This window comes from Bythopirellula polymerisocia (genome assembly GCF_007860015.1).
GTDB classification, from domain to species: domain Bacteria; phylum Planctomycetota; class Planctomycetia; order Pirellulales; family Lacipirellulaceae; genus Bythopirellula; species Bythopirellula polymerisocia.
Genome location: NZ_SJPS01000001.1, coordinates 854,717 through 873,605, shown reverse-complemented (window position 1 = coordinate 873,605; position 18,889 = coordinate 854,717). Strand labels below are relative to the sequence as shown.

Here is an 18,889-nt window from a genome sequence, read left to right as displayed (position 1 = left end):
TCTCCCTAGTATGATAGGAATAAATGGTTGCTCGTCTCAACCTGTTCCACATCCAAGTATCGCCCCGTTGCACGTCGCATGCAAGGAATTAATGTGAAGAAGGTTAACAAGAGTACTGAACTAGGTTCAGGTACAACGTTAGCCGCAGCTACTAGAGGCAATACACTCCCATACTGCGACTGCCATAATGCGAGATCGCCACTACTCGTTCCATTGGGTGATCCGCCTCGTTGCCACACAAAAAAGTCGCGGCCATCGACGTCGCCGTCTTGATCGAAGTCGGCGGTGAAGGGGGAGAGGACTTCCAGCACGACGTTGGTTGCGCCGTAGTTGACGTTCCATAAGAGCCCACCAATCGCGGGGAGATTCTCGATAGAGAATGTGTCGAGCACACTTGAAGCAGTGATGATTTCAAACGTGTCTCCGATGCTAGGCATGAAGCTGTTAATTAGCGATACATCGAGCGTGCCGCCCAGTGACGCGATATCGGTAATAGTTACCTGATCGAACTGGCTCCCTGCGATCATCCCGCCGATTTCGATTTCCAGTCCCGCAGCGGGGCCAAACGACAGATTCCCGCCGAAGTCCATGATTCCCGGGCTACTGCCCGGCTTGAGATCTCCTTCCATGATGACCGTGCCGGTGCCCGTGTCGCCAGCACCTGAATAGCTGCCGTAATAGACGGTAAAACTATTCTGATTAGTGCGGATGGTGCCGTTGTTCGTCACGTCGTCGAAAAACGTAGTCGTGCCGCCGGAGGATATGATGCTACCGGAAGCATTGTTCATGACGTCGCCAATGATATTGGCCGTGGAGCTGAAGGCCATCGTGGAAGAATTTGAGATCCCTCCATCGGCGCGCAGTGTGCCGTTGCCGATCACCAATCCTAGTCCGGCGATGTTGGAAAGCGTGCCTGCAATATTGAGTTGGCCTCCTGAGAGGGTGATTTGACCGCGATTGGAATTCGTGCTACCGAGTACCGCTAGCGTGTCTCCGCTGGCAACAGCGACTTCTCCACCGGAGACCACTGCTAAACTTGCGTCGATGGTTCCATCTCCGCTCACGAACCCAAAGACGGTGAGGTCCCCATCAACCTCTACAGTGAGATCGGAGCCAAGATTAAGAGTGTCGCCGAGCGATTCCCCATTGCCGATCACCAATTCGCTGTCGGTCCAATGGAATGTGCCCGAAGTGAGTTGCAGCAGCGACCCATTATTGAGCCCGTCCATAACCAGCGTGCCACCATCTAGCTCCAGTGGAGACATCAATGTCAGCGAGTTGTCGACCCGCAGCGTCTGTCCAAACTTCAAACGCGCATCAGGCAGAAACATTTGCATGATCAGCGGAGTGAGCGTCGTTGAGCTGTCGGATCGAAGTGTGCCGCTGGTCCAGTTGACCGTACCGAGATTGCCTTCGATGTCGTCGAGATTATTGACTCGAATCTCGCCTCCGATGAGGTTGAATGTTGAGCCGCTCCCTACGCCAAAGCCTCCTTGGACGCGTAACGATCCCCCATTGGTGATGGTAACCACCGAAGTACCACGCTCCACCACGCCCTCTTGCTGTGAAAGAGTCACACCGAATTCTGCAGCGTCAGCCACAGTAAGTGTACCAGCGTCGATGATTAGCGTTCCCACGGCTCCGGCAGCAGAACCAACAGCGAGGGAATTGGTCATGGCCACTGCCCCGCTAGAGATCGTAGCTTTCGCAGTTGAATTCGAGGATTGCGCAATGGCCAGTGTCCCCACCGTCCCCGTATCAACAATTGAGCCAGCACCATCGACTAGTAGTTCTCCTGCCGTGTTGCTGTTATCACCTAGAAAAAGAGAAAAATCAGTATCCGGCCCGATCGGTAGCGGTGTCCATTTTGACCCATCTAAGATGTGTACGCGCGCTGGGTTGGTTGTTGAAGTACCTAAGACCTGGACCGTTGCAGCGCCCTCAATTGTTGCGCCGCCAGTAGCGATCAGTGTTGCCGTGTCTTCGATGGAAGCGGAGCCAAAGATGTCCAAGCCGAGAACTCCTCCGTTGCTGACCATTACATCGACGGATTGTTCCAAAATAAACGAGGTTGCAGTCATGTTGCTCCCAGTGTCGTCAATCGTGATTTGACTATTGCCAGATGCGCGAAAACCTACTGGCAGGAAACTGCTGCCTCCAAGTACTTCGAGAGTACCACTTTGAAAGGGGCTACTGTCTCCGATGAGGATGATCCCGGTCGCCCCAAAACCGTCATCCGTAGTAAAAGTCGATCCCCCATCGAGCGTGAGACGGCCACCTTGAGGGGTACGTCCGATGACAAGATTGGCGCGCTGCGCGCTCCCCGCAGCGCCATTGAGCAGTTCAAGAACGCCGGCGCCAGTTTCTCCAATAACTAGATCAGCGATAAAGCCACTGTTAAACGACGCGCTCGGCCCATCGAGGGTAATCGTCCCCGATTGAAAATCGAGCAATCCATCGGAGATGTCTAGCCCAGCGCTTGCGTTTAGAACGCCGTCGTTGATGGTGATGGTGGCGCCTTGTGTCGCAGAGAGTGATCCCTCAGCGTTGAACGTGCCACCTGATTCTATGGTTAACAACCCCGTTCGCTGCACAATCGTGCTGTCGGTGCCGGTGGTAAAAGTACCGTTATTGCGCACTCTGAGTTCAGCATTCACATTGTCGAACTGCGAATCGCCAACTCGCAGAAGGTTCGCACCGTTCATCGTAAAAGTCGATTCCATCCCGTCGACTGTGATAAAGGTGTTGTAATTAGGGGTTCCGTTAGCAGTAATGTCGCCTAAAAGGACTCGGCCATTGGTCGTGAGCGTTGATCCCGAATTGACGTTCAGAAAGCCACCAGATCCAAGCGTGCCCGAGCGGGCAAAATCGAGGTCACCCCCAATGTTTCCCACGGAACTGTTTTGGAGAGTCAGCGTTGCGTCAAAGCCGGAGAGTCCCATCCGGACCAGTCCGCCAAAGTCGAAAGTTGATGCGTCGAATACCACTTGGGCATCTCCTGCGGCTGTGGCAATACTTGTTACATCGCCCACCGTGATATCACTTCCCCCTTGCACCATCATAGGCGCTGACGTTTTGAGAACGGACAAATCATCGCCGACGTTGAAATTTGTGGCGTCCAGTGTGATGTCTGCACCATTGATTATGACGTCTGCGTCTCCGGTCAACATGTTATAAGTGTGTGTCCCACCGTTGGAGACGAACTTAATAGTGCCAGCGTCGATGTCGAGCAGGTCGATCGCTGCGTCGGAATTGAGCAAGACTGTGTACGTACCAGCTTCGTTAAATAGCGCGGTGTCGCCCACATTGGGTGGGGGAGGATCAACTCCGGTGATGTTGGACCAATTTCCTGCCGTTGTAAAAGTACCGCTAGCCGGGTTTGTCCATTCAAAGGTATCAGCTCGTAAATTTTGCAAGCCGATGTCTGAAGAGCAAAGAAATATTGTGACGTAGTACAGCGCAGCTTGAAACTCGTTAGACCGACGAGTCATGACTAGATCCCCCTAGTATGTAGGAATAAATGGTCAAGAGAATGTGATTACGATACATCGGTAGTCTCCCCCTGATTAGGCCCAGATGTAGATGGTCATTGAGACCCCTGGCGGGCATGGCTCCTTGTCGAAGCGATGAGTGTTCTATTTCACCCTATCAGTGTGAATTATCTAGCTTCAAATTGCAAATCCCCGGAATCGGGGATTCGGACCAGCGCAATCCTGAAAAAAAGCTGTTTTCACTGAACGGATCGTGATAGACTGAGAGGAGTTCTGAGGAAAAACCCCTGATTTGTGAGTGTCGAATTCCGCCTCAATTAAACACTTTTTCAGAGTGAGGCCATGGCCCGATCTGAGAGACTGCGACTATCCGAGATCCGCGCTATCTCTCGTCTCATCGGCGAGTGTCGTGAACTTGGCCCGGACCCGATTGCGTGGCGGCGACACTATTTGCAGGCGCTGCGCAAGATCGTGGGTGCTCCTGTGATTGTCGGTGGTACCTGGCGGATGGTCAGTGCAGACGGTCCGCCGCAGTTGCATGACAATCTTGAGCTAGGCTTCGCCAGCGAACATCAGCACCTGATGTGGCGCTCCTTCATGACCGAGGGGATGATTTCTGCCGCTTCGTTTCGTAGTTTTGCATCTCGTCCAGGCAAGCTGATCACCTGCACTCGGCAAGAAGTTGCTACCGACCGCGAGTGGTACCATTCACCCGAGTACCAAAACTACATGCGACTTGCTGGCGTGGATGCTTCGTTGGCATCGTTCTATCGTCCTCAACCGTGGAACATTGCGTCCGCTGTAACAATCCATCGTCCGATCGGCGAACAACAATTTGGCGAGCGTGAACGCAAACTATTGGAGTTCACTCAGGGTGAAATCGGACGGTTGGTCGGCAAGGCCCTTGCCGGGCCGGACGAACCTCAAGAAGCTCTACTGCCACGGCGCGTACAACAAACACTCCATTGTCTACTTGAGGGGGACAGCGAAAGACAGGTCGCCAGTCGGCTGGGCATCAGTCCGGAAACGGTGCATCAATACGTCAAGCAGATCTATCGCCACTACATGGTTAGCAGCCGAGCAGAGCTCCTGGCCCGGTGGCTCCGCTTTCACCGTGGACTTCACGGTGACGGTTCCTCTCTCAGCGACGAATAATCTCTGCCTCGCCACCCGAGTAAGCAAGCCATTGCGGTGAGCAAAGCCATAGACGTCGGCTCTGGCACGGCGGTGCTTGCTGCTGCGAGAGATAGTGCTACACCATAGTTCGTTTGCCAATCAGACAAATTCCCCACCGAGGGATTCCGCTGCCAGACAAGGAAGTCGTGGCCATCGACATCGCCGTCGACGTCGAAGTCGCCAAGGAGAACGTTGATGACTTCAAGCGTCACATCGTTAGCGTTGTACTGCACGTCGAATCCGAGTCCGGCGCCCAAATAAGCGCCATTGACATTGGCAAAGGTACCCGTCACTCCACCGGTCGTGGTGAGAATGGGAAACGTGTGCCCGAGACTTGGCGTGTAGCCACTATCGATCACAAGTTCCAAAGTACCGCCCAGGGAGGCGGTGTCTGCCGTGAGTTGATCGAAGTCGACACCCGCCGTGGGTGTAACTCCACCGGCAAAGAGTTCGATCTCAAGGGAACCGGCGTTGATCATGTAGTCCTGCGAGACGGTCATTGTTCCTGGCGAGCCACCGATCAAGAGCGTGCCACCATCCTGAACAAGCACGCCATTAAACGTTTCCACGGTGAGTTGTCCGCCATTGAAATTGAAATTGCCCGTGCCGGGGTGCTGGATCGTGCCGGTAAAAACCTCCCCGCCGTTCATGGCGAACGTCCCACTCGTGACGTCGATCAGGCCGTGAGCGCCATCGGCGTTGCCGCCGGTACCCAGCCCGCCCCGCAGGTCGAGCGTGGCGGTATCGGCAATTGTGTAGCTGCCGCCAAGCACATTCAACGTGCCGCCATCGCCGCCGACATTGCCGGGTGAGCCGGAGCCCAGGCCGGCGTTGCCGCCATTGAGCAGCACCACGGACGAGCCGTTCTGGGTGATCGACCCGCTGTTGAGCTGGATCGTGCCACCCAAGCCGCCGATGCCGTCGCCGAAAGTGTCACCGCCGCCGCCGTCGCCGCCATTGGCCTTTAGGCTGCTCTGAGCGTCAAGGATCACGGTGGTACTGCTGAGGTTGAGGGTGCCACCTGCGCCGCCGGTGCCGCCGTAGTTGTCGCAGCAGGCGCCCAGGCCGCCGCCGTCACCGCCGTCGAAGCTCATCGAGCCGATCCCGCCGAGTGTGATGCCGCCGCCGGTCGCAGTAAGCATCCCGCCGTCGCCGCCAATCCCACCGGAGCTGAAAAGGCCGGGGGGGATGAGTCCGCCGTCGGCACCGTCGTAGCGGATCGAACCGTCGGTGTTGGTGATCTGGCCGTTAGATTTCAGCGTTTTGCCGCTGGTCCCGGCCACGCCGGCCGCAGACTGTGCCGGCGTAGCGTCGACGAGACCGCCCGCTGTCACGTTGAGCGCTGCGCCGTTGCTCATCGTCAAGTCATTCAGGACCTGGACTAAGCCCGTATCCGAAACATTCAGCGAGGCGTTGCTAAGCGTGAGTGGATCGGCCGAGGCAGCTCCGGTTCGACCCAGTATTTCCCCACTATTAAGCGAGAACGTACCGCCGGTGACATTGACGCTGCCGTTGGCGCCGGTAGTGCCGGGAAAAAATGCGCTGCCGCCAACACCACCAGCCAGGGAGACGTTTCCTCCATGCAATAGGAACTCACCGGCAGAGACCGACACGGTTCCGCCTTGCCCGCCATCGCCTCCGGAAGTGTTCGCATTGCCACCCACACCCCCATCGAGAGTGACGGACCCGGTAAGGGTGGCGAGCCCTCCAGAGATAGAGACATTTCCCCCCTGGGCCGCATCCCCTCCGGTAGCTCCGGCATTCCCACCCCGGCCACCCGTCAAGTCGAACGTGCCGGACAGATCGACGGTTCCACCAGAGACCGTCAGCGATCCGCCCACGCCGGCCACTCTTTGCTGAGTTCCGACACCACCGACCTGAACAAAGTCGCCCGACAAAACGGCCGTGCCGGTGGCGACCGAAACGGATCCTCCCGCGCTGAAACGGCTCCCACTGAGGTCAAATGCGCCCGAGATGGTAACGTCGCTGTTTGATAGACTGATCGACCCCCCCACTCCTCCTGCCGAGCTAGAAGATCCGGGACCTTGTGTTCCACCTCGCAGGTCCCCATCGCCCGCGAGTACGGCAATCCCACCCTCCACGACGATTGCCCCGCCGCTTCCACCATTAGCAAATTGCGCTCCCGTGCCGCCTCTCAGATTCCAAAGAGAACCAACACTTGACAGGAGTTCACTAGATGAAGTGATTGTGCGCCCTCGGGCTCCAGTACTGAATCCCAACCCGTTGGCGCCGTTCCCCTCGATCACTCCACCGGCTTGTGATTCGAGGGTACCCGTGTTGTTCACGTCTGCCGTGAGCCGGTAAGTCGCCGTTCCGCCTCCCGTGCTGCCGAATTTCAGCGAAGTAAGCGTTGCGTTATTGACGGGCGTGCCGCCTGTGAAAACAATCGCGTCCGCCGGGCCGATCAGATCCACCGCAAACGGGCCCGCCGGTGGTCCGGATGGGCCGGCAAGAAGGTTGAGACGGTAATTGTCCGCCGGGAGCGGGTTGGGGTTCAGTGGGGTCCCGAAGACCGTGATGCCTGGCCAAGACAGCAGTGCGTCTGGACCAGCAGACGTAAGATCCTGTCCGCGGAGCGCGTTGGCACTATCGAACAAAGATAGTTGCGCGTCGAAGCCCGAACTGGGGATCACATCACCCGCGCTGTTCACTCCGCCCACCTGCGTATAAGCGCGGAACCGCAGGTCCTCGCCGCTGCCAACAGTGCGCGTCAGATCGAACAACGCATCGTACTCGTCAAGCGGCACATTAATGTCGCCCTCCAGCGAGAAGTAGGCCGACTGGCCTCGAGCCGGAGCGGACCACGAGAGGATCACAACGCAAAGCGTTGCAATAATTGAAAGCAGGAACAAGTAGTAACGAGAATTGACGATGAACGTGCGACAGCGGTTCATGGCGCGACCTTTCTTCAGTTTCTTGGTGAAAATCAATGGAGTAGCGCGAAACGCACTTTGCGGCCAACGAGCAATGGATTAGTTGATGAACCCAGCACGGCCTTTTCGCTGTGAGAACTCCTTTGAACTATCAAAAGCATGGCATGAGAACTGGCGACTCCGATGTAGTCGGCAGCAGCACTGGATTGGCCCGATGTTAACATGACCGCAGCCAAATTCCTACTAAATTCTGCTTACGCCAGCCCTCGATCGCCTGACTGCGGGAAGAAACACTATGGAACAAAGGAGCAATACGAGCACATTCGGCTCCGGAACGGCCGTGGCAGCAGCCGTGAGTGGTGTGCCGTAGTTGGCTTGCCAGTCGCTCAAATTGCCGACGCTCGTGTTTCGTTGCCACACAAGAAAGTCCCGGCCATCGACGTCCCCGTCGAAATCAAAATCGCCGGGGAGACTGGCGGCAATGACCTGGAGCGTGAGGGCGTTGGAGCTATACTCGGTGTCCCAATTGAGTCCTGTGGTGAGCGTGGGGAGATTTTCCGTGGTAAACATTCCAGAGCGACCGCTCCCTGCGGAGAGGATTTGGAATGAATCACCTAGTGACGGGGCATAGCCTGCGGCCAACGAGACGTTTAGTGTGCCGGCCAGTGTTGCGGCACCCGGCGTAGTTGCTTGTCCGAAGCCGTCGGTCGGCTGGGTTTCCGCCGCATCTGCTAGGGTAATGTTCAGTGCTGAACTTGCCGAGAAGTTCAGATCTTGAAGCATGACAATTTCGCTCCCAGGGGAAACGAAGATCGTGCCGTTGTTGGTCACGGCATCGTGGAAGACGCCGGTCGCGCCGCCGACCACTGCGATCTCGGCATTGACCAGATTGTTGACTGTTCCGAACACATCGACCGTGCCGCCGGTGATCGATATCTGAGCGTTGCCATTGTTGGTAAGGCCTGTGCTACCAACGCGGAGTACTGCCCCATTGCGGGCAGTGGTGCTGAAATTGTTCGCCATCGTACCGCGAATTTCTAGTTCACCCCCGTCGAGATCTACGACCCCCGTGTTAGCGAGAAGTCCGGTCAGGAGCAAATGATCACCCGTTGAGGTGTGGAGTCGGCCGCGAACCCCGCCGGAAAGTCCCATTGATACGCCGGGCATGTCGAGCGTGCCGCTCCCTTCAAGAAGACCAAACAAGGAGATTGCATTCGTGTCGTTTGAAGAGTAATCCCACCGACCACCTTCAAGCTTGACGCGACCAGTGGTCGAGATCGTCGACGGGTTCGATGTCGTGATTCTCCCTCCGTTGGAAATCGTTACCTGGGCGTCTCCCGAATTAGATGACATTGATCCAGAGATATTCCATTGCGAGCTAGTTCCATCCACGAGAACCTCAGCACGACTAGAGGCAGAATTTGCCAACGTCACTGACGAGCTACTGAAAATGCGTCCAGCGTCAGAGACCGTAACACTTCCGAATCCAGAGGAACCGATCGTAGATCCAGCGAGCTGCCAACGGGAGAGATCCCCTGCAACAGTCACTCGACCTTCGCCAGTGGCATTCGCCCCCACGTTGGCAGCGTCCGATATGAGTTGCCCGCCATTGAGGACTTCCATGATGCCCAAGCCACTTCCGCCAATCGTCATGTCGTCGCCGTTGTTCCATACCGAACCAAGATCGGTCACGCGTCCCCGGCCCATGCTGTTGGCACTTACGCCGAGGAAGGTATCGTCATTGACATTGAGTACGGCATTATTCGTAACAAAAAGCGAACCAATCCCCGCGTCTGCAATGGTGAGATCGGCACCACCAGAAACAAGCGACCAATTCGATCCAAATCCATCGAGCGTAACGCCACCAATTCCATTCGCACCATCACCTAGTATTGCAGCACTTGTATTCGTGATTGCAGTACCTCCATTAACGATCACGGAACCCAAACTTGTATTGCCGATCGTAAATGGTCCAGCGACGGCGCCGCCGCCAACTGGTGGCACCGGCGTAACGTTACCAACTGTGGCGACCGAGGCATGTAGTGGAGCGCTTAACAGCAGGACAGCAATACTAAGAGCAGTAACTCTTTGCCAAACAAATCCAAACCTGCCGAAACAAATTGACCACATGGATGCACCTCAACAGTGATAAAACGTAACCCGCAGACACAACGTGCCAGTGAGACACGATAGTTCTATGGTCTACTCCGGCCGAACCGGAGTCAACAATCTGTACTCAGAATTGAGAGAATAAGATTATAGGTGCCTGAATAAGGACCCCGATGACCCCGCTCAATCTATAGGAGCATCATTTCGCTCGATGATTGAGCTGAGATATAGCAGCGTCGTTTCCTGCTTGGGACGTGGAATAGCCAGCAGGTCGTGGGCAGCGTTTAAGATATCACGCCGACTGATCTGGCCGACCAGTTCTCGATCGCGCAAGACGGGGAGTCGTCGATACGGGGTGTCCAGAAAGATGCGAGCAATTTGCAAGAAATCAGTCTCTTCGCTGATGGTGCGCGCCTTTTGGTCCATGAAGGAACCCACCTCAGGAGAAGGTATCGATTCCTCGGAGGCCGCCGATCCGTCATCGCTCCGGTGAATCATCCAGTTGTTCTTCGTGAGGTTGTCGTCGGGATCGCCAACAAACATCGAAAGATGATGTTGGGCTTGCAACACATCTCGACGGCTGATCTGGCCCAAAAGGCGCCCGTCGCGTACAACCTCGAGGCGACGGTAAGGCGTGTCCAGAAAAATCTGGGCAATGGAAAGGAGATCCATATCCTCGTCGATCACGCGTTGTGATTCTTCGTTCATGAAAGCGTCCACACGCGTCGTGGGCAATTGTTCGTAACCCGAGGAAATCAGCACCTGCATGCTGGTCTTTTCTGAGAAGATGCCGAGGAAGTTTTGGTCGCGATCAATGACCGGGGCTCCCGAGATGTGATTCTTCAGTAACATCCCTATGGCATCGAAGACATCCATTTCGGGTGACAGCGTGATCAGTTGAGTGACCATGATGTCTTTCGCGTGGAGATTGCGAGCAATATTTTTCTCATCTTCACATGCTAGCCGGGCGGTCAAAGTTAACACGCTCATACAACATTTTTCGGAGAAGACTCCGAGATAACTTCCTTGGGGATCGACGACCGGCGCGCCAGTGATATTGCGTTTCAGCAGGTGGGCTATCCCTTTGAAGACGTGCAACTCGGGACGCAGCGTCACCAAGCGGCTGACCATAATGTCGCGGGCAAGTTCCGGATGTTTCATGGACAACTCCCAATGATCTGAGTAAAGGTTTGCAATACTCTGCGCACTTTCTAGCCAGTGACTATCTCAGGGATTACTTTATCAACCCTGAGAAGATAAGTGATGAGCTTTCTTGAAAATCAAGCGCAGTCCCCCAATACTTCAGCCTGACCTCAATTATCACACGCTATCACTAGCGAAGCAATATAGATTCCACAGCCTTCCCGGCTACAAGCTAATTTGTGGGGATAACCAATGAGAATCTCTTCGGACAGATCCGATTGCGGTGAAGATTCTATTGAAGATCTACGGCTGTAGAATTGGCACCAGTGATCTGGCCCGTATCGCGATTCTGAACATAAGCAATGATGAGGTATTCTGACGATCCTGTGTTGACCGGCAACGCGAAAAAGGCTTTTCCTTGCTGCGTGTCCAAATCCAGAGTTTGAAAACCACGAACCACGTTGACATGCGACAAGGTCTTCCCTGAATTCTCTCCTTGGGGAACTTCATTCTGAGCAGCAGCTTGAACCAGGGCGATGTTTAGTATTTCTTGCTCTTCGTCGCCCGTGACTGCAAATTCGACCGTCAATTGCGGTTCATCTGATTGAGAGTGTGTGCGGAGATTGATCGTGGCTGTCGCCTGTTTGCTCAATGCCGATTTGAGCGCCGCCTTGGCCCGCTCGGCATTTGACCCAACAAACTCTTCTGCTCCGTTGACAATCATCTGCGGCGTGTAAGTCCGATTGGTTTCAAGAACGGTGGCATAACGGTGCTGGCGTTTCGAGGACTGCTTAGAACTGTAGGGATCACTCCAGCCGAGTGAGTTCCAATAGTCAACGTGAAACGACAGACAGTACACCGGCATCTGATGTTCCGTATTGAGTGAAGAGAGTGCAGTCAGCAACTGATCGGCGGGGGGACAGCTACTGCAACCCTGAGAGGTAAACAATTCGACAACGGCCACCCCAGTAGTTTCTTCGGTGATTTTCTGCTCTGCGGTCTCTGCAAGTGAAGTAGAGACGCTGGCAAAGAGTGCTGCCAGCAACAATGGGAATACAAGTGCTGGAAGTGCGAAGAATAATGGGATCCGCATAAGTACCCTGGAGTGAAAGCCGTCGCTTCGGCACAACCTGTACCAGCGGCATTATAGACACGTACTAAACAGAAGCAAACTATCGAAAGCGACGGCAGACATATATTGCAACGAATGCTAATAGACTAACGCACGCAGGCTCCGGCACGGCCGTCGCTGGTGCTGTGAGGGGAGTGTCATATTGTCCCTGCCAGAGAGCCAAGTCGCCGCTGTTGATTCCGTTAGGTGACCCTCCCCGCTGCCACACGAGAAAATCGTGGCCATCGACGTCGCCGTCGTGATCGAAGTCAGCGGAGAGAGCTGATGCTACGGAGAGGACACCGGTGGAGTAGAGTTGAGACGTGTTCCAACTCAACCCCGCGCCGAGAGAGGGAAGGGTGAGTATGCTGAAGGTGCCATTGAGAGTGCCCCAATCGAGAATGTCAAACGAGCTGCCGGCGCTGGGACTGAATCCCGGCAACAGTGATATATCGAGTTCTCCACCCAGCGACAGCAAACCTGTTACATTGACGTGATCATACTGAGTTCCTTGAGCAACACCACCCAACTCAATCAGCAACCTAGAACTGCCCACGGAGCTCGTGTTGTCGAAGGAAAGTGACGCTGCTGTCACCGTTCCCGGACTGTTTCCCGGGGAGTAGATGCCTCCGGTATTGACGTTCACGATGTCGTAGTTCCCGGAGCCCTTGGCAAGCGAGCCGTAGTTCACGTTTACGGTGCCGGTGATGTCGCCATTGTTTACCAGCAATGCCCCGTTGAGTTCCATCGCGGTGGCGCCAAGTATGTTCAGCGTCCCTCCGGAAGCAATCGTCGTGCGGCTACCACCTCCGGCAGTAAGATTGCTCACAGTGTTGTTCAGAGTGGCTCCATTGTTGACTAGGATGACGCCGTCTGAGGTAAAATCTTGTATATTCATATCGCTATTGATCTCAATTTGCCCGCTGGATGTATTCCAACCACCGTCGAGGCTGGCGACATTATTGCTCTGCAGAAATCCGCCGAGTGTGACATTGTCAAATTCAGCGATGCCATCTTGGTAAATAAATGAACTAGGAAGCGTGCTGACAGAAAAAAGGCGACTAGTAGCTCCGGGAACGATGTAATGGACTCCCGTGCCGCGCATGACGGCGTTTCTTACGGTTGCATTTTCGTAGTCCATGTACGCACCTGAGTTTGCGCGGATACTGTTGCCGCCGAGATTGACGCTTGTGTCCTTTAGTCGCAGAATTCCTGCGTTGACTGTCATAGGCCCAGTGAATCCAGACGCATAATTTGATAGGATCGTGACTCCAGTGCCATCTTTCAGGATGTCGCCGCTTCCTGTGAGAGGAGCGTTGAGAGTGTAGGTGCTGGGGCTATTGTAGTTGAACTCAAGGGTTCCATAGTTGTCGATGCCCGAGGTTAAAAGACCACTACCATTGAAGCCCGCGCCAAGTCCCATCCGCAAAACTCCTTGGGCACCAATTGTGATGGGTTGAGGTATGGGTTGAGGGAGGTTGAAAACCTTGGCAACCGTTAGTTGGCCGGAAGTATAGCGAAAATCTCCAGTTCCAGCTTCGCCAATGACCAGCGGGCCTTCGATGGTCCAGGAAGTCGCAATCGCTCCTCCTAACGTCGCCGTGCCATCGCTCCCGGCAAGTTTCCCCAGTGTAACTGACCCCGTTTGGGCTGTCGCAAAATCTTTGACTTCAAATAAGCCCATTCCCTCTTGGCCAATGACTAACGGAAAAAAATTAGCGCCACTAGGCGTTTGAAAACGGCCAAAGCCCTCAACGACCATCGTGCCAACGCCAGTTGCTCCAACGCCGAGTGTGGTCGTGGAGGCTTCGATCAAGCCGTCTTGCGTGACCGTTACTCCACCTGTCCCGAGCAATCCAACTTCTAAAACACCGGGATACAGTTCTCCAGGAAAGCCGCCATTGATTACCGAAATGAAACCTGAATCTCCCAAATTCTGACCCAAAGTAGCGCTTTTCGCATAACTTTGTGGGCCATGTTCAACTGCAGTGCCTCCGTTGTTGATAGCCACAGTTTTATCAATATCGGGGGGGACGCCGCCGGGAGACCAGTTGCCGGGCAGGAACCAAAAGTCTGTTCCAGGATTGATCCACAATTTATCAACCGACGCTGCCGGTTCAGAATTGAATGCCAAGACCGCCGTAATCGATATCGATAGAAGCAATAGTTTCGGCCACATGGTGGTTCTCTTTCTATAGTTCACAAGATGATGTGTGTGGAGTAGAGTTCTAACAAGCTCAGTGCTTCTGGTAATGTTCGCCCAAGGGTTTAGAGAGTAACTTGCTGCGGCAGAGAGCCGTAACATTTCAGATTACTAGGACAACAAAGAAAATCGCCCTCTCACTCACCCAGTCCTTCCGCAAGCGATTCACGTGTCGCTCACGCAGGCGAAGGAGGCCATGAGCGGCCTCATTATCCAGCGGCCAATGAGGGGTGTCAATAATTTTACTCCACGAGCCAATTACTTTCGAAGAATGCCTTGGATTGGCTAGAATCTGCGAACACCTGCAAGCAACACTCCCGCAAGCATCAATAGAATCGCCCCCGGTTCCGGGACGGCCGTCGCCGCCGCCACGAGGGGAGCACTGCCGAATTGTCGTTGCCACAAGAGGAAGTCGTGTCCATCGGAGTCATTATCTCCATCGGCATCGCCGAGTTGGTTGAGACCGTAGGCCCCTTTCCAGATGGTGAGGTCGGTGGCATCCACGTCACCGTCGTGATCAAAGTCAGCCGAGAAGAAGGGCGTGCTTACCACCTGCAACTGTACCGCGTTTGCAAGATAGTTGAGATGAAAGGTGAGCCCGGCAGGCATGCCCGAGATGTCGACTTGGTTGAATGTGCCAAACACTCCCGACGAGGCAGTTAGAATGTTGAAGGTGTTACCCAGCGCGGGTACGAAGGGTCCGTCGATATCGATGTTGAGATAGCCATCGAGCAGCGCCTGACCCGTGACAGCCAAGCGGTCGAACTGGTTGAGTAGTGTGCCCGTGAGTTCAACGAACAATTCACCGGACTGCATTTGTTGGTAGTCTTTCACCGTGGCGGCCCCGACCACATCGAATCCCGCGACACGAATCGTACCTTCGTTGACAAGCAAGGCGTTGATGTTCGCGGAATTGTCGGGAATCAAATGGCTACTGTCCGTGATGATGATCGCTCCGGCACCGCTGAAAGTGGCGCCGGCATTGATGCGGATGTTGTTGTTTTCGAGACGCAGGTTCTGCCCCAAGGTTGTGACGCTAGTCGGTTGGAACGTGAGAAAGTTGTTCACCGCTACCTTAAGTTTAGATTCGGTGCCGCCGACCAGCGTCGTTAGTATTCCGCCGATGTCGGTCGAGTTCGTCGATTCGTAACTCGAGCCTTGAAGCTGGAGCGTCGAGCCAGAATTGAAGTCCAGGGCGAAACCGTTGGAGAAGACGCGGCTACCGCCCGTTGCAGTTACATTGCCCGTGAAGTCGAACGTCATATTATCGCGCACCTCCAAAGTGCTGCCGCCGGTAGCGGCCAGGTCGCCCGAATTGAAATCCCCGTCCCAGTCATTGTCGTTCGCAGCGGTCTCGACGACGAGCGTCCCGTCGGTCGCGACGATCTTTGATCTGTTGATCACTCGGGACGAAAGGAGTCCGTGGCCTGTGATGCCAAAGCTGTTATTATTGGTTATTGTTCCCCCTTTAAGTTCGCCGTCCTTGAGGACGACATGGTCGGCGACGTTTGAAAACCAGGGGTTGGCGACATTGAGGATACCGTCGGCGTCGACTGTGCCAAGCGTATCGACGTCTAAGATCGTGCCATTGATCATTAGCGTGCCATCGTCTGCGCGGAGGCTGGCCGCGCCGCTGAATTCGATTTTCGCATTGATGACGCCAAAACCCTGCAGCTCATGGCCGGACGACGCGCTGAGCGAGCCGGGACCGTTGATTGTTCCCCCCGAGAGTCGATTCACATTGGCAAAATTCCCTCCTTGTAGGGTAAAAGAACTTGCCGCGGCGATGTTAATTGTGCCCTCAATATTGACTCGGGCGCTGACACCTGCACCGCCTAGCGCATTCACTGTCCCGTTGAGGTCAACTTCGCTGCCGTCAAGCATTGTCGCACCGCCATTAGGTGCTGAGAGATTCATCACACCTTGAGAATTGAGTGCCCACTTGTTTGCAGGATTGTCGAGGTTGACAGTCAGCTTTCCCGTTGTGCCCGCGGTACGGGCGTTGATATCAAGCGTGTTAATTCCCCCGCCGCTGTTGAGACGTCCGAAGTTTCCAAACGTTGCCACATTGATGACCAATGGTGCATCGATGTTGATGACTTCACCAGTCAGATCGTTACCGTCGAGGTCGACCTCGCCGCCGACCATGTTAAGTGTGACCGCCTCGTTTACATTGACGGTGCCGTTAAATTGCATCGTGCCTGCGCCGGAGAAACTGGCGTTGTTGACACCGTTAACAGTATCGAAATTCACGGTCGTACTGGTGACAAACTGCAAGACTGCGCCAAATGCGACATTCACTTTGGCATCGGAATTGAAGTCAATCTGGGCCCCAATCTGCGATATGCCGATGCCGCTGATGTTGAGTTCGGCGTCCAGTATGCCGACATCGTTGCCAATGTCGATCGCGACACCGCTATAGCTGGGAATTTCGGAATTGACGCGACTCATGTTGAGGATGCCGTCCATCACGAATTCGGGGTCTGTGATGCTGAGTAGCAAGTCGCCACCGTTGAGGTTGATTGTGCCGTCGTAGCGATTGGTCACGGCGTCGGGGTCGTAATCGGTAGTCCCAATTTGCAGCAATGCGCCGTCGTTAACCGTGATTGCATTGGTCAACGCATTACTTCCATCGAGGTCGAAGTTGTTATTGGAGATGGTCACCGTGCGACCTGCCTCCACCGAAATACTCGAGGACGTGGTGGGCATCGTGATGTTGGCTAGCGCGGAGATCGTGGCAGTGTTATTGAAGATCAACAGGCCATTGTTGACGAGGGTTCCACCGCTCATACTATAGACGCTGTCGAACTGCAAAACCCCATCATCATCGACGACGTTGAGGGTGCCACCGGTCTGTGTGAAGTTGCCGCCGGCGATGGTCGACTTGCCGGCCGGTACGGCTGGTATGCCGCCAGTGGCGCCGTTGTTCGCGTTGAGCGCCCCTGCATCGAGCGTCCACGCGGCCACCGAATCGAACGTTGAATTCTGGAACAGGTTCATAGTACCGCTGAAGGTGTCTGACAGTGGCACATTGAGATCGAGTGTCTGATTGCGATTTACGTTTACAATGCCTGCCGTTCCAGAGCCGTCGAGGTCAATGCGTCCTCCTAGGCTGGAGTCGTTGATTTGTAAGGTGCCAACTGGGGGGGGATCGAAAATGAAAAGTCCGCGAGAGAGGGCTGTCAAAGTACCGTCGTTCGTCAAGAGAGTAGTTGCGAGGATAGGTGTATCTGCAAAAGTAATCGTGCCATGACCCGAGAGAGTACCTCCCGTATTAATGTCTAAGAGTGACGTACCGGACTCTTCATCAAGTATGAGCGTTCCTCCCGTAAGTTCCACGGTGCCACCGGAGTTAATGGTTACATCATCGGCGTTTAGTTCGGAGCTGCTATCGCCGATAAACAAGTTTGTCCCGCCGCCTGTTAGCTGCACCAGACCATCGACGGTCAGGTCATTACCGTTGGTGAAGAGATCGATGCCGCCCGACATCGTGAGTGCCAATATGGAGTTGTTCGAGCCGAGGTTAACAGAGTTTGCCGTGTTAAAGATCGCTTCGTCGTCCGAGTCAGGTTCGTCGGCTGGGTTCCAGTTGGCTGTACTGCCGTTGTCAACCCAGTCGACATTGCCACCGATCCAAGTTCGAGTAGCTGCGTGCGTAAATACCTGAATAGAAAACAACAAAGAAACCGAGAGCAATGTTTGGCGCAGAACGCCCCGAAAAGAAACACCCATCGCGACTCCCCTCCCAACAAACTAGTGATGAAAGTTTCCCAGACTGCTGCGGAATACAGTCGCGAATGCGGTAAGGGAAGCTTGAGCAGGCAACTGCGATTATATCTGGCTACTCAGAAGAACGCTACACTTTGCGCAACGTCTTGCTGCGAAAGCAATTGCGAACGTGGCAAACAGTGTGAATGCCCCCGGTTCGGGCAAGACGGTACTGACTGGGGTCTCTCGAAGGTGGGGCAATTGTGAACCCATAGCAGCACCAGAGCCCGTGAATTGCCGTTGCCAGGCAAGAAAGTCTGCGCCATCGGAGTCGCCATCTCCGTCGGCATCGCCTAGGTTATTCATACCATAAGCCCCTTGCCAGATCGCGCGATCAGCGCCGTCCACGTCTCCATCTCCTTCAAAATCGGCGGTGAATGCCGTCTCTTGGCCCGTGACTACAAAACGCATGTTTGAGGCTAAATTCGTCCTCCATAGAGGTGGTTGTCCGGGGGACGCAACGCCCCAAAATATATAGGAGGAAGAATTCGTCGGGGGAATATCGACTTGGTCGGGCCCATTGTGCAAGGCTGCTCCTCCCGTTGCCCCAAACATTCCCGACCCAAACACCAACGCATAACTGCCGGGAATCAATGTTGCTATCAGCGGTGTTAGGAATTCATCGCTGGGAAAGTTTGGGCGGAAGGTCGTAGTTGCCATGACTTCCACCCCATTAAAAGGCGATCCTGCGGGAAAAGTGTCGATAGATGATAGCCTTACCAGCGACGCGAAAATATCTCCCTGTAGATCTGGAATCACCAGCATGTGCCCCCCCACTTGCTCGACAGCCACGGGAACACTTGTTTCAAATCGCCAGCCGACGAATTGGCTGCTAGTGATGGTCGTCCCACCGATGCGACCCGTGGTACCCAATTGGGCGGACTCTAGTACGACCGACTGGCCGAAGCAAGGGGTAAGAGTGATCCAAGCTATCAGCATCACCACCGCTCCAGTTGCGGGGTGAATAGAATCCCTTCGTCTCATCACAAATTTC

Annotated in this window: 9 protein-coding genes; 1 reads left to right on the top strand and 8 read right to left on the bottom strand. The window is 54.7% G+C overall.

The window, feature by feature from the left end:
- Positions 1-5 precede the first annotated feature (5 nt).
- The gene (locus Pla144_RS03430) at positions 6-3,491 is read right to left on the bottom strand and encodes a beta strand repeat-containing protein (protein ID WP_146447901.1); all 3,486 of its coding nucleotides are present in this window, start codon (positions 3,489-3,491) and stop codon (positions 6-8) included.
- A 342-nt stretch (positions 3,492-3,833) separates the two neighbouring features.
- Here Pla144_RS03430 and Pla144_RS03425 point away from each other — a divergent pair, with 342 nt between their 5' ends.
- Positions 3,834-4,646, top strand: a complete 813-nt coding sequence (locus tag Pla144_RS03425; protein WP_146447900.1) for a response regulator transcription factor — start codon at positions 3,834-3,836, stop codon at positions 4,644-4,646.
- On the opposite strand, the gene Pla144_RS03420 is transcribed toward Pla144_RS03425, so the two are convergent.
- The 7 genes from Pla144_RS03420 to Pla144_RS03390 form a co-directional block, all read right to left on the bottom strand.
- Complete coding sequence (locus tag Pla144_RS03420) at positions 4,613-7,582, bottom strand: beta strand repeat-containing protein (protein ID WP_146447899.1); 2,970 nt, start codon at positions 7,580-7,582, stop codon at positions 4,613-4,615. The genes Pla144_RS03425 and Pla144_RS03420 overlap by 34 nt on opposite strands.
- Positions 7,583-7,804: 222 nt before the next feature.
- Positions 7,805-9,691 (bottom strand): hypothetical protein, encoded by a 1,887-nt coding sequence (locus Pla144_RS03415; RefSeq protein ID WP_146447898.1) that lies wholly within the window; start codon positions 9,689-9,691, stop codon positions 7,805-7,807.
- A gap of 162 nt (positions 9,692-9,853) precedes the next feature.
- Positions 9,854-10,831 carry a CBS domain-containing protein gene (locus tag Pla144_RS03410; protein ID WP_146447897.1) on the bottom strand — a complete coding sequence of 326 codons (978 nt, stop codon included), beginning with the start codon at positions 10,829-10,831 and terminating at the stop codon, positions 9,854-9,856.
- Positions 10,832-11,105: 274 nt separating this feature from the next.
- Positions 11,106-11,906 carry a DUF1223 domain-containing protein gene (locus Pla144_RS03405; protein WP_146447896.1) on the bottom strand — a complete coding sequence of 267 codons (801 nt, stop codon included), beginning with the start codon at positions 11,904-11,906 and terminating at the stop codon, positions 11,106-11,108.
- Between the two features lie 79 nt (positions 11,907-11,985).
- Positions 11,986-14,103: a hypothetical protein gene (locus Pla144_RS03400; RefSeq protein WP_146447895.1), complete on the bottom strand. Its 2,118-nt coding sequence runs from the start codon at positions 14,101-14,103 to the stop codon at positions 11,986-11,988.
- Positions 14,104-14,412: 309 nt separating this feature from the next.
- Positions 14,413-17,859, bottom strand: a complete 3,447-nt coding sequence (locus tag Pla144_RS03395) for a beta strand repeat-containing protein (protein WP_146447894.1) — start codon at positions 17,857-17,859, stop codon at positions 14,413-14,415.
- A gap of 99 nt (positions 17,860-17,958) precedes the next feature.
- Entirely contained in the window at positions 17,959-18,879 is a 921-nt protein-coding gene (locus tag Pla144_RS03390; protein ID WP_146447893.1) for a hypothetical protein, read from the bottom strand.
- Between the last annotated feature and the right edge of the window lie 10 nt (positions 18,880-18,889).